Genomic DNA, 12,600 nt, shown 5'->3' on the forward strand with positions numbered 1-12,600 from the left:
GGACATCGGCCCCTGCCCGAGGACGGCTGCCGGGCCACACCGTCACACCGGGGCGACGGACGACCACCACAGCACGGTCCGGCGGAGCCGAGGCCACCGCCGAGATCGGCACCACAGAAAGGCAGCGCGCATGACCGGAGTGGGACGCGCCGTCGTCCTCGACGCTCCCGGGCGGCACCGGCTCGTCCCGCACGAGCCGGCCCCGCCCGGTCCCGGGGAGGCCCTGGTCCGCGTCCACGCGAGCGGCATCTGCGGCAGCGACCGCGAGGTGTACCAGGGCAACCGGCCCGAGGGGTACGTGCGCTACCCCCTCACCCCCGGCCACGAGTGGTCGGGGACCGTCGCCGCGGTCGGCGCCGGGGTGCCGCCGGAGCTCGTGGGCAGGAAGGTGGTCGGCGAGGGGTTCCGCAACTGCCAGGTGTGCGAGCGGTGCCATGCGGGCGACACCACGCTCTGTACGGCCGGGTACGACGAGACCGGGTTCACGCTGCCGGGCGCGATGGCGCCCACGCTGACGCTGCCGGCCCGGCTGCTGCACGTACTCCCGGACGACGCCGATCTGACGGCCGCCGCGCTGCTCGAGCCGGCCGCCTGTGTGGCGGCCTCGACGCTCGCGGCAGCGCCGCGGCCCGGCGAGCGCGTCGCCGTGGTCGGCGCCGGGACCCTGGGGCTGATCGCCGTGCAGCTGCTCGCCGCCTCCTCGCCCGGCGAACTGTACGTGGTCGAGCCACGCCGCGAACGGGCCGAGCTGGCACGGAAGTTCGGGGCGACGGCCGTGATGGACGCAGCGGGCGAGGCAGAAGGCCGGTGCGATCTGGTCCTGGAGGCCGCCGGGGCGCCCGGCTCCGCCCGTACCGCCGTGGGCCTCGCCCGCCGCGGCGGCACGGTCGTCCTCACCGGCATCCCCGCCCCCGGGGCGCTCGGCCTGGATCCGGCGTCCCTCGTCACCGGCCGGCTGACCCTGCACACGGTCTTCGGCGCGCCGCCCGCCGCCTGGTCCCATGCCGTACGGGCCTTCTCCGCGGGCCTCCTCGACCTCGCACCGCTGGTCACCCACGAGCTGGCGCTCACGGAGTTCCCCCGGGCGATCGAGCTCGTGGGGTCCGGCGACCCGAAGGTCGGCAAGGTGCTGCTGCGGCCCTGATCCGCGCGCCGGTACGGAGCCACCTGACTGCCCGTACCGGCGCGCACCCAAAGACTCGAACCATGTCCGAAATTTCGAACACAAAGAACACGAAGGACTGCCCGTGACCGACGCTCCCTCTCCCCCTCCCCGACGCCCCGGGGAACAGACACTCGCCGCCCTCGGCCTCGGCACCCCCGTACCTTCCTCCGCCGACACCTCGCCGCACTCCTTCCCGGACGGCGGCACCTGGCGCACCGAGGTCCCCTCGGTGGAGGGCCCGGAGGCGCTCCACGCGGTCCTCAAGGAGGCCACCCGGCTCGATGTGCCCGTCCACCGGGTCAGCCAGGGCAGCGGCGTCTGGATGCTGACGGACGCCGAGATCACCGAGATGGTGGAGGCGGCGGCCGAACGCTCCATCGAGGTCTGCCTGTTCACCGGCCCGCGCGGCACCTGGGACATCGGCGGCTCGGTCCGGACCGACTCGCGCGGCGGAGGTCTGCGCGCCCGCGGCCACGACGCGGTCGCCGGCTGCGTGGAGGACGCCGTCCGCGCCACGGAACTGGGCGTGAAGTGCCTGCTGGTCGCGGATGAGGGTGTGCTGTGGACGCTGCACCGGGCGCGGTGCCAGGGCATCCTCCCGGCGGACACCACGCTCAAGGTCTCGGCGCTGATCGGTCCGGTCAACCCGGCGGCGTACGCCGTCCATGAGCGTCTGGGGGCCGACTCGGTGAACGTGCCGAGCGATCTGACGCTCGCCCACCTCACCGAGATCCGCCGGGTCAGCGCCGCGCCGATGGACATGTACATCGAGGCACCCGACGACCTGGGCGGCTACGTCCGGATGTACGAGGTCGCCGAGCTGATCCGCCGCGGCGCCCCGCTGTATCTGAAGTTCGGCCTGGCGAAGGCCCCTTCGATCTACCCCTCCGGCCTGCACCTGCGCGAGACCGTCCTGGCGACGGCGCGCGAGCGGGTACGCCGCGGCCGGCTCGCCCTGGACCTGCTGGCCCGGCACGGCGCGGACGGCGGCATGTCGCCGCTCGGCTCCCGGCTGCCCGGCCCCCTGAACCGCTTCCCGGACCGCATCCACCCCACCGACAAGGACTGATGACCATGCGCATCCGCAGAGCCGCCACCACGACGGCCACCACCACCGCCCTCGCGACCTGCCTCGCCCTCGCCCTCACCGCCTGCGGCCAGAGCGGCGCGGGCGGCAGCAACGAGGAGAAGAACGCCGGGGACCTGACGGTGGGCATCGCCATGCCCACCAAGTCCTCCGAGCGCTGGATCGCCGACGGCAAGAACATGGTCGCCAGCCTGGAGAAGTACGGCTACAAGACCTCGCTCCAGTACGGCGAGGACGACCCGGACCAGCAGGTCTCGCAGATCGAGAACATGATCACCCAGGGGGTGGACGCGCTGGTGGTCGCGGCCATCGACGGCCGGGCGCTCGCCAACGTGCTGAAGCAGGCGGCGGACGCCAAGATCCCCGTGATCTCCTACGACCGGCTGATCCTCGGCTCGCCCCACGTCGACTACTACGCCTCCTTCGACAACGAGAAGGTCGGCGAGCTCCAGGGCGGCTACCTCGTCGAGAAGCTGGGCCTGAAGGACGGCAGCAAGAAGGGCCCGTTCAACGTCGAGCTGTTCGCCGGCTCGAACGACGACAACAACACCCGTTACTTCTTCCAGGGCGCCATGAACGTCCTGCAGCCGTACATCGACAAGAAGCAGCTGGTCGTGAAGTCCGGCCAGACCGCGCTCAACCAGGTCACCACCCTGCGCTGGGACGGCGGCACTGCCCAGAAGCGCATGGACGACCTGCTCACCTCGTCGTACGCCAAGGACCGGGTGGACGCCGTTCTCTCGCCGTACGACGGCATCTCCATCGGCATCCTGTCGGCGCTGAAGTCCGACGACTACGGCAGTGCGAGCAAGCCGCTGCCCCTGGTCACGGGGCAGGACGCCGAGGTCGCCTCGGTGAAGTCCATCATCGCGGGCGAGCAGACCCAGACCGTCTACAAGGACACCCGCGAACTGGCCAAGGTGGCCGCCCAGATGGTCAACGCGCTGCTCGACGGCAAGACGCCCGAGGTCAACGACACCGAGACCTACAACAACGAGAAGAAGGTCGTGCCGGCCTATCTCCTGGACCCGGTGAGCGTCGACAAGAGCAACTACCAGAGCGTGCTGGTGGATTCCGGCTACATCAAGGCCAGCGACCTCAACTAGCAGATTGGCAGGCACGACCATGGCGGGACCCGTCCTGGAAATGCGCTCGATCATCAAGACCTTTCCCGGCGTCAAGGCGCTGTCGGACGTCTCCCTCACCGTCCGTGCGGGCGAGGTCCACGCCATCTGCGGGGAGAACGGCGCCGGCAAGTCGACGCTGATGAAGGTCCTCAGCGGCGTTCATCCGCACGGCAGTTACGAGGGAGAGATCCTCTTCCAGGGCGAGCCGTGCCGGTTCAGGGACATCGAGGCGAGCGAGAAGCGCGGCATCGTGATCATCCACCAGGAGCTCGCCCTGGTGCCCTACCTCTCCATCGCGGAGAACATCTTCCTCGGCAACGAGCACGCCACCCGGGGGATGATCAGCTGGGACAGGACACTGGAGCACGCGGCGGCGCTGCTGCGGCGGGTGGGTCTGGACGAGCATCCGCAGACCCGGGTCGCCGACATCGGCGTCGGCAAACAGCAGCTGGTGGAGATCGCCAAGGCGCTCGCCAAGGAGGTGAAGCTGCTGATCCTCGACGAGCCGACGGCCGCGCTCAACGACCAGGACAGCGGCAAACTCCTCGGCCTGATCGATGAGTTGAGGGATCAGGGCATCACCTCGATCATCATCTCGCACAAGCTCAACGAGATCGCCCGGATCGCGGACTCGGTGACGATCATCCGGGACGGCCGGTCCATCGAGACCCTCGATGTCAAGGCGCCGGAGACCACCGAGGAGCGGATCATCCGCGGCATGGTGGGCCGCGATCTCGACCACCGCTTCCCCGAGCGCACCCCGCACACGCCGGAGAGGGGCGCGGCACCGGCCCTGGAGATCCGGGACTGGACCGTGCACCACCCGATCGACCAGCACCGCAAGGTCGTCGACGGCGTGTCGCTGACCGTGCGGCGCGGGGAGATCGTCGGCATCGCGGGCCTGATGGGCGCGGGCCGCACCGAACTGGCCATGAGCGTCTTCGGGCGCAGCTACGGCCGGTACGGCGGCGGCACGGTCCTCAAGGACGGCGTGGAGATCCGTACGCGGACGGTCCCCGAGGCCGTCGGGCACGGCATCGCGTACGTCACCGAGGACCGCAAGCACTACGGCCTCAACCTGATCGACACCATCAACCGCAATGTCTCGCTGAGCGCCCTGTCCAAGGTCGCCCGTCGCGGCATCGTCGACGAGCACGAGGAGCGCCGGGTCTCGGAGGAGTTCCGCCGGACCATGAACATCAAGGCGCCGACCGTCTTCGAGCCGGTGGGCAAGCTCTCGGGCGGCAACCAGCAGAAGGTCGTGCTCAGCAAGTGGATCTTCGCGGGTCCCGACGTCCTCATCCTGGACGAGCCGACCCGCGGGATCGACGTGGGTGCCAAGTACGAGATCTACACGGTCGTCGACCGGCTGGCCGCCGAGGGCAAGGCGGTCCTCTTCATCTCCTCGGAACTCCCCGAGCTGCTCGGCATGTGCGACCGCATCTACACCATGGCCGCGGGCCGGCTCACCGGTGAAGTGCCCCGCGCCGAGGCGACGCAGGAGCTGCTGATGCGGCACATGACCAAGGACACCGTCTCCCCGGTGTCCCCGAAGGACAGGAACAAGAGGTAGCACCCATGAGCACCGATCTCTCGGCCGGGCCGAAGGCCGACCCCTCGCCCGGTCACCCCGCGGGGTCCGGCCCCGGCGTCGGCCGGCTGATCCTCGACGGACTGCGCGGCAACATGCGGCAGTACGGCATGCTGATCGCGCTCGGCCTGATCGTGGCCCTGTTCGCGGTCTGGACGGGCGGCGACCTGCTGCTGCCGCGCAACGTCTCCAACCTGGTCCTGCAGAACAGCTACATCCTGATCCTGGCCATCGGCATGATGATCGTCATCATCTCGGGCCATATCGACCTGTCGGTCGGCTCGCTCACCGCGTTCATCGGTGCGTTGGCGGCGGTGCTGATGGTCGAACACCGGATGGCGTGGCCGCTGGCCGTGGTCCTCGTGCTCCTGCTGGGCGCGGCGGCGGGCGCGATGCAGGGCTTCTTCATCGCGTATCTCGGCATTCCGTCGTTCATCGTGACGCTCGCGGGCATGCTGCTCTTCCGGGGTCTCACCGAGATCTTCCTCAAGGGCCAGACGATCGGGCCGTTCCCGGACGGGCTGCAGACGGTCTCCAACGGCTTCCTCCCGGAGGTCGGGCCGCGGACCAACTACCACAACCTGACGCTGCTCCTGGGTCTGGCGCTGATGGTCTTCGTCGTCTGGCAGGAGATACGTGACCGCCGGCGCCAGCGGGAGTTCGCGCTCGAGGTGCCGCCGGCCGGGCTCTTCGCGCTCAAGCTGGGCGCGCTCATCGCCACGGTCCTGGTCTTCACCCTGCTGCTCGCCAGCTACAAGGGCGCCCCGGTGGTGCTGCTGATCCTCGCCGCGCTCCTCGTCGGCTTCGGCTACGTCATGCGCAACGCGATCGTCGGACGCCATGTGTACGCGATCGGTGGCAACCTGCCCGCCGCCAAGCTCTCCGGTGTGCGGGACAAGAAGGTCACCTTCCTGGTCTTCCTCAACATGGGGATGCTCGCGGCGCTGGCCGGACTGGTCTTCGCCGCCCGGTTCAACGCGGCCTCGCCCAAGGCCGGCATCAACTTCGAACTGGAGGCGATCGCCGCCTCGTTCATCGGCGGCGCGTCGATGAGCGGCGGCGTCGGCACGGTCCTGGGCGCCATCATCGGCGGCCTGGTGCTCGGCGTGCTCAACAACGGCATGAACCTCGTCGGGATCGGTACGGACTGGCAGCAGGTGATCAAGGGCATGGTGCTGCTCGCGGCGGTCGGCTTCGACGTGTGGAACAAGCGGAAGGTCGGTTCGTAACGGGTGTCCGGGGCCGCGGCGGAAGCGGCGAACGAGGCTCTCCCACTTGGATAGGGTGCCGGTCGACATCGGTGTTCTGTGTGCGGGAGACGTGAGTTGATGAGCGGTCAGCAGCCAGGGCGGGGAAGCGCCTCTCAGATCTTCCAGCCGCTGGCCGGGGACGATCCGACCACCGTCGCCGGATACCGGCTGGCGGCGAAGCTCGGCGCGGGCGGTATGGGCAAGGTGTATCTGTCCTACACGCCCGGCGGGCGGCCGGTCGCCATCAAGGTGATCCGCCCCGAGTTCGGTGACGACCCCGAGTTCCGGCGGCGGTTCGCCCAGGAGGTGCAGTCGGCGCAGCGGGTGCAGGGGCTGTTCACGGCGCCGGTCATCGACGCGGACACCGAGGGGCCGCAGCCCTGGCTGGCGACGGCGTACGTGCCCGGGCCCTCGCTCGCCGACGCCGTGGTCGCCCACGGAGCGCTGCCGGTCGAGACGGTACTGCTGCTGATCGCCGGTATGGCCGAGGCGTTGCACGTCATCCACGGCGCGGGGATCGTGCACCGCGACCTCAAGCCGTCGAACGTCCTGCTCGCCGCGGACGGGCCCCGCGTCATCGACTTCGGCATCGCCTACGCCGCCGACGCCACCTCCCTGACGGGCAGCGGCGTCACGATCGGCACGCCGTCGTTCATGGCCCCCGAGCAGGCGGCGGGCCGCAAGGTGACGGCGGCCACCGACATCTTCGCCCTCGGCCAGGTCGCGGCGTACGCGGCGACGGGAACCCCGGCGTTCGGCGAGGGGACCTCGCACGGGGTTCTCTACCGGATCGTCCACGAGGAGCCGGACCTCTCGCGGGTCCCCGAGCGGCTGACGGACCTGGTGACGCGCGCGCTCGCCAAGGACCCGGAGGCGCGGCCGTCGCTCGCCGAGATCATCGCCCTGTGCCAGTCCGCGAACGCAGAGACGGTGCTGCGCCGGCCCGAGGACTGGCTGCCGAGCTCGGTGGCCGCCGACATCACCGTACGAGCGGCAGCGCCCGCGCCCGCTCCCGACCGGACTCCGCCGCCTCCGGCCTACACCCCCACGGCGCCGGCGGGCCCGGCGCCGGTCGCGTACACCCCCACGGCACCGGCGGGCCCGGCCCCGGTCGCGTACCCGCCCACCGCACCGGCCGGCCCGTCGCCCGCCTACTCGCCGACGATGCCGGCCGGCCCTGCCCCGGCGCAGGCCTACACCCCGGCGCCGTTCGCCCCTCAGCGCCACCCATTCCAGGCGCCGCCTCCCGCGCGCTCGGGCAAGCGGGGCCTGGTCATCGCGCTCGCGGCCGCGCTGGTCTTCGGTGTCGCCGGAGGTGGCACGGCGTACCTGCTGCTCAAGGACAAGGACAAGCAGACACAGGGCGGCGGCTCGGCGCAGGACGGCCAGAAGGGCGGCGGGAGCACGGGGGGTACGACGCCCAGCCGGTCGACGAGCCCGTCGCCGAGCACCAAGCCCCAGCCGCAGCCGACCGACTTCAAGGGGATCAACCTCACCGCGGGCTACCACCTGACGCTCGGCGACGAGACGATCCGGCCGCAGCAGGGCGAGGACGGCGGGTACGAACTCTCGTACGACACCGGCGGCTATCTCGACGCGGAGAGCAGCGGCAGCAGCCTCGTGCTGCTCGACGCCGGGCAGGAGGGCTCGCTCGCCGCCTGCCGCGCGGACACCCGCTTCACGAACGACGTCTACGTGGACAAGCTGTCTCAGGGACGGCAAGTGTGCGTCACCACGGGCACGGGTCACATCGGTCTGATCACGGTCCGCGGCTTCTCGGCCGAGGACTCGCCCAGCACCTACATGACCCTGGACCTGACCGTCTGGCGCAACGCCGCATAAGGCACGGCGCATAAGGCACGGCGCATGAGACGCGAGCAAGGCCCCTGCCGGGAACGCCAGGGGCCTTGCTCGTCTGTGCGTGTGCGCCGTGCGCCGGGGATCAGACCGCCGGGGCCGGGTACGTCGGGTACTCGACGCCCGAGACGTGCTGGACGACCCGGATGACCTGGCACGAGTAGCCGAACTCGTTGTCGTACCAGAGGTAGAGGATCGCGTTGTCGCCGTCCACCTTGGTGGCGCCCGCGTCGACGATCGAGGCGTGGCGCGAGCCGACGAAGTCCATGGAAACGGCGTCGGGGGCGGTGGTGAAGTCGATCTGGCGCTTGAGCGGCGAGTGCAGCGAGACGTCGCGGAGGTACTCGAGGACCTCGTCGCGGGTGGTCTCGCGGCCCAGGCGCAGGCTCAGGATGGCGATCGAGACGTCCGGGACGGGGACGCGGATCGAGCTGCCGGTGATCGGCGCCTTGAGGTCGGGCAGCGCCTTGGCGACGGCCGAGGCGGCACCGGTCTCGGTGATGACCATGTTGAGCGGCGCGGAACGGCCGCGACGGTCGGCCTTGTGGTAATTGTCCAGCAGGTTCTGGTCGTTGGTGAACGAGTGGACGGTCTCCACGTGGCCGCGCAGCACGCCGTACTCGTCGTCCATGGCCTTCAGCGGCGGGACGATCGCGTTGGTGGTGCAGGAGGCGCAGGACAGGATCTGCTCGTCCGGCTTGATCGTGTCGTGGTTGACGCCGTGGACGATGTTCGGGACGTCGCCCTTGCCCGGGGCGGTCAGGACGACCTTGTCGATGCCGGGGCGCAGGTGCTTGGAGAGGCCCTCGCGGTCGCGCCACTTGCCCGTGTTGTCGATGAGGATGGCGTCCCTGATGCCGTACGCCGTGTAGTCGACCTCGGACGGGTCGTTGGCGTAGATCACCTTGATCGCGTTGCCGTTGGCGAAGATGGTGCTGGTCGCCTCGTCGACGGTGATCGTGCCCTGGAACTGGCCGTGGATCGAGTCGCGGCGCAGCAGCGAGGCGCGCTTGACCAGATCCTGGTCGCCGCCGCCGCGGACGACGATGGCGCGCAGGCGCAGACCGTTGCCGGAGCCGGCCTTCTCGATGAGCAGGCGGGCGACGAGGCGGCCGATGCGGCCGAAGCCGTAGAGGACGACGTCGCGGCCGTCGCGGCACTCGATCTTGTTGACGCCCGTGGCACCGGCGACGGCCTCGGCGGTGAACTCCTCGACGGAGAGACCGCGGTCGTCGGACTTGAACGTCGCGGCGAGCATGCCGATGTCGATCTGGGACGGGCCGAGGTCGAGGGCGGTGAGGGCCCGCAGGAACGGCATGGTCTCGGTGACCGAGAGTTCCTCACCGGCGATCTGACGGGCGAATCGGTGGGTCTTGAGGATGCTCACCACCGACTTGTTCACCAGGGAACGGCTGTGAAGCAGGACCGTGACGTCCCGCTCCCGGTGCAACTTCCCGATGATCGGAATCATCGACTCCGCGATCTCCTCGCGGTTCTTCCAGCTGGTGAACGAGTCGTCATTGACAGTCACGAGTTCATCTTTCGAGCTAGGCGGTGCTCATATGCTAACCCGACGGAATTTTGATCTTTCCTGGGGGCCCCACCCCTCAGGACCACCCCGCCCGTTCGGGACGACGCTCCTCAGTCCGAGGCGACGGTCACCACAACCGAGTGCCATCCGCTCGCCCCGTCGGGCATGGTGTCGGTGCGCCGCTCGGTCTGGGTGGCTCCGGTGCCGTCGGTCGCGCGGACCGTGAGGGTGTGGCGGCCGGGTTCGGCCTGCCAGGGGTGGACCCACTGCCGCCAGGTGTCCAGGCTGTCCTCGGCTCCGAGCCGCGCCTCCTGCCAGGGCCCGTCGTCGACCCGGACCTCCACGCGCGCGATGCCCCGGTGCTGGGCCCAGGCGACCCCGGCGATCATGACGGTGCCCGCGTCCGGGCGGGCGAGCGCCCGTGGGGTGTCGATCCGGGACTGGGTCTTGACCGGGGCCTGGGCCGCCCAGCCGCGCGGGACCCAGTAGGCGTCGTAGGCGTCGAAGGTGGTGAGCTCGATGGACTCGATCCACTTGCAGGCGGAGACGTAGCCGTAGAGCCCGGGGACGATCATGCGGACCGGGAAGCCGTGGGACAACGGCAGCGGCGTGCCGTTCATGCCGAAGGCGAGCAGCGCGTCGCGGCCGTCCATGACGTCCTCGACGGGGGTGCCGATGGTCATGCCGTCGACGGAACGGGCGACGAGCTGGTCGGCGGGACCACCTTCGGACGGCGGGCGCACCCCGGCCTCGCGGAGCAGATCGGCGAGGCGTACGCCGAGCCAGCGGGCGTTGCCGACGTACGGTCCGCCGACCTCGTTGGAGACGCAGGCGAGGGTGATGTCCCGCTCCACCACCGGGCGTGACATCAGCTCCTTGAGGGTGAGGGAGCGTTCACCGCGCACGCCGCTGCCGTGGATCCGCAGGCGCCAGCCGTCGGCGTCGACCTGGGGGACGACGAGCGCGGTGTCGACCCGGTAGAAGTCCTTGTTCGGGGTGAGGAACGGGCTGATCCCGGGGACGTCGAGCTGCGCACCAGGCGGGACGGCGGCCGCGGGCGAGACCGGGCGCGGCAGCCGCAGCGCCTTCCGGGACGCCGTCGCGCCTTCGCCCGCGGGTGACCCGGCCGCCCGGCCGAGCGCGGCGGCCCCGGTCGCCGCCAGGCCCGTCACGGCGGCGACGACGAGGAAGCCCCGGCGGCCCGCGCGGGCGGCCGCGTCCGGCGGCTCCCCGGCGCCCGTGGCGAGCAGCCGGCCGATGAGGACGTACAGCAGGACGGCTCCGGCCGCCGCCCCGGCGAGCGAGGGCACGGCGTCGAGCGCGGAGCCGGAGTCGGGCCGGCTCACGGCGGCGAGGGCTCCGACGACGCCGAAGCCGAGGACTCCGGCGGCCCCGGCCGGGCGGTTGCGCAGGGCGAGCAGCCCGAGGGCGGCGGCGATCAGACCGAGGACGAGCACGATGCCAAGCAGGAGGACGGTCTTGTCGCTCTCGCCGAAGGTACGGATCGCCCACTGCTCGATGGCGGACGGGGTCCAGTCGACGAGGACGTCGCCGACGGCCGTGACCGGCGCCGCCTCGGGGCGGATCCGGCCGGCGAGGAGATCGGCCACGGCCAGGGCGACATAGCCGGAGAGGACCCCGCCGAGCGCGGCGAGCAGCCGGTCCGTGCGCGTGGGCCGGCGGGAGGAACGGGTGGCGTTCATGGTCCCAGCATCGGCGCGAACAGGCCGCCGCGTGGGGGATTTCAGCCGCGCGCCGCCCCCGCGTCGCCGACCAGGGCCGCCAGGGCCGCGCCGAGGGCGTCGAGGCCGGGTCCGGCGGGGCCGCCGGGCTCCCGCATATAGACGTCGCGGCGGATCTCGATCATCAGGGCGGAGACACGCGGATCGCGGCCGTAGTGCTCCAGCGGCACGTACGTCCCCGCGAAGGGGCTGTCGGTCCCGATGCCGCCGAACGGCGCGAACGCCTTCCGTGCCGCCTCCACCAGCGTGGGCGGCGTGTGGAAGCGGTCGGTCCCGAGACAGATGGGCGGTCGGGGACCCGTGCCGTGCAGCTCGTACGGCAGCACTTCGGTCGGGTACGAGTGGACGTCGATGATCACGGCGTGACCGGCCGCCGCGAGCCGTTCGTTCACGGCGGCCGTCATGGCCCGCGCGTACGGGGTGAAGTACCGGTCGAGGAGAGGCTGGGCGTCGAATCCGGCCGGCCGCAGCTCGGCGCGGTGCGTGGTCCGGGTGTAGACCGCGCCCATCCCGGCCGCGAGCATCTCCTCCCGCTCGTCGGGGAAGCGCTCGGGATCGACGACCAGCCGGGACAGCCGGTTGACGAACCGCCAGGGGGTACCGGCCGCTGCCCGCACCGCGACGGCGGCGATCTCGGCGGTGTGGGAGTCGGTGATGTGGTCGAGCTCCCGCGCGAGCGCCTCGTCCCCGAGGACGATGCCCGCGCGCACGTCCGGGGGCAGCTCCCGGGAGGAGTGCGGCACGTGGAGGAGCACCGGGGAGTCCGGCGCTCCGGGGAGGAGCTCGAAGGAGGGCGTCGCGTCGGTCATACGCACCAGCATGATCACCTGGGCGAGGGTCGGGGAGCTCTGACTGAAATAGAATGGGCGTGTGACCGAGAATCTTCCCCCCTGTCCCCAATGTTCCAGTGCGTACACCTATGAGATGGGTGCGCTCCTGGTCTGCCCCGAGTGCGGCCACGAGTGGTCCGCCTCCGCCTCCGGCGACAACGCCGGAGCCGGCGAGAAGGTGATCAAGGACTCGGTCGGCAACGTACTGGCCGACGGCGACACCGTCACGGTGGTCAAGACCCTCAAGGTCAAGGGCAGCCCGAGCGGCATCAAGGCGGGCACCAAGGTGCGCAACATCCGTCTCGTGGACGGTGTGGACGGCCACGACATCGACTGCAGGATCGAGGGCTTCGGGCCCATGCAGCTCAAGTCGAGCGTGGTCAAGAAGGCCTGATCTGGGCCTCCGGACCGGACGACGGT

General features: G+C 70.9%; 10 protein-coding genes. 7 read left to right on the plus strand and 3 right to left on the minus strand.

All coding sequences use genetic code 11. The annotated features are described in order from the left end of the window. Window positions 1–139 precede the first annotated feature (139 nt). The 6 genes from ACZ4VI_RS01760 (at window position 140) to ACZ4VI_RS01785 (ending at window position 8,062) form a co-directional block, all read left to right on the plus strand. A complete protein-coding gene (locus ACZ4VI_RS01760) occupies window positions 140–1,144 on the plus strand; it encodes a zinc-dependent alcohol dehydrogenase (RefSeq protein WP_467996264.1) in 1,005 nt (334 codons plus the stop codon). A 103-nt stretch (window positions 1,145–1,247) separates the two neighbouring features. Then, window positions 1,248–2,234 carry a hypothetical protein gene (locus ACZ4VI_RS01765; protein WP_467995657.1) on the plus strand — a complete coding sequence of 329 codons (987 nt, stop codon included), beginning with the start codon at window positions 1,248–1,250 and terminating at the stop codon, window positions 2,232–2,234. A gap of 5 nt (window positions 2,235–2,239) precedes the next feature. Beyond that, complete coding sequence (gene chvE / locus ACZ4VI_RS01770) at window positions 2,240–3,358, plus strand: multiple monosaccharide ABC transporter substrate-binding protein (protein WP_467995659.1); 1,119 nt, start codon at window positions 2,240–2,242, stop codon at window positions 3,356–3,358. A gap of 19 nt (window positions 3,359–3,377) precedes the next feature. Continuing rightward, window positions 3,378–4,952, plus strand: a complete 1,575-nt coding sequence (mmsA, locus tag ACZ4VI_RS01775; protein ID WP_467996265.1) for a multiple monosaccharide ABC transporter ATP-binding protein — start codon at window positions 3,378–3,380, stop codon at window positions 4,950–4,952. Window positions 4,953–4,957: 5 nt separating this feature from the next. After that, on the plus strand, window positions 4,958–6,199 hold the full coding sequence (gene mmsB / locus ACZ4VI_RS01780; protein ID WP_467995661.1) for a multiple monosaccharide ABC transporter permease: 1,242 nt from the start codon (window positions 4,958–4,960) through the stop codon (window positions 6,197–6,199). A gap of 99 nt (window positions 6,200–6,298) precedes the next feature. Further along, complete coding sequence (locus ACZ4VI_RS01785; protein WP_467995662.1) at window positions 6,299–8,062, plus strand: serine/threonine-protein kinase; 1,764 nt, start codon at window positions 6,299–6,301, stop codon at window positions 8,060–8,062. A gap of 100 nt (window positions 8,063–8,162) precedes the next feature. On the opposite strand, the gene ACZ4VI_RS01790 is transcribed toward ACZ4VI_RS01785, so the two are convergent. The 3 genes from ACZ4VI_RS01790 to ACZ4VI_RS01800 form a co-directional block, all read right to left on the minus strand. Beyond that, complete coding sequence (locus ACZ4VI_RS01790) at window positions 8,163–9,608, minus strand: glyceraldehyde-3-phosphate dehydrogenase (protein WP_467995664.1); 1,446 nt, start codon at window positions 9,606–9,608, stop codon at window positions 8,163–8,165. A gap of 110 nt (window positions 9,609–9,718) precedes the next feature. Next, window positions 9,719–11,311 carry a molybdopterin-dependent oxidoreductase gene (locus ACZ4VI_RS01795; RefSeq protein ID WP_467995666.1) on the minus strand — a complete coding sequence of 531 codons (1,593 nt, stop codon included), beginning with the start codon at window positions 11,309–11,311 and terminating at the stop codon, window positions 9,719–9,721. Between the two features lie 41 nt (window positions 11,312–11,352). After that, window positions 11,353–12,159 carry an N-formylglutamate amidohydrolase gene (locus ACZ4VI_RS01800; protein ID WP_467995668.1) on the minus strand — a complete coding sequence of 269 codons (807 nt, stop codon included), beginning with the start codon at window positions 12,157–12,159 and terminating at the stop codon, window positions 11,353–11,355. A gap of 61 nt (window positions 12,160–12,220) precedes the next feature. Here ACZ4VI_RS01800 and ACZ4VI_RS01805 point away from each other — a divergent pair, with 61 nt between their 5' ends. Beyond that, a complete protein-coding gene (locus ACZ4VI_RS01805) occupies window positions 12,221–12,574 on the plus strand; it encodes a zinc ribbon domain-containing protein YjdM (protein WP_467995669.1) in 354 nt (117 codons plus the stop codon). Window positions 12,575–12,600: the final 26 nt, after the last annotated feature.

This window comes from Streptomyces sp. NPDC029169 (assembly GCF_055563935.1).

What these genes read in the sequence shown, in the direction of transcription:
- chvE (WP_467995659.1), top strand. Translation starts at nt 2,240, where the DNA reads ATGCGCATCCGCAGAGCCGCCACCACGACGGCCACCACCACCGCCCTC.
- mmsA (WP_467996265.1), top strand. Translation starts at nt 3,378, where the DNA reads ATGGCGGGACCCGTCCTGGAAATGCGCTCGATCATCAAGACCTTTCCC.
- mmsB (WP_467995661.1), top strand. Translation starts at nt 4,958, where the DNA reads ATGAGCACCGATCTCTCGGCCGGGCCGAAGGCCGACCCCTCGCCCGGT.
- ACZ4VI_RS01785 (WP_467995662.1), top strand. Translation starts at nt 6,299, where the DNA reads ATGAGCGGTCAGCAGCCAGGGCGGGGAAGCGCCTCTCAGATCTTCCAG.
- ACZ4VI_RS01795 (WP_467995666.1), bottom strand. Translation starts at nt 11,311, where the DNA reads ATGAACGCCACCCGTTCCTCCCGCCGGCCCACGCGCACGGACCGGCTG.
- ACZ4VI_RS01800 (WP_467995668.1), bottom strand. Translation starts at nt 12,159, where the DNA reads ATGACCGACGCGACGCCCTCCTTCGAGCTCCTCCCCGGAGCGCCGGAC.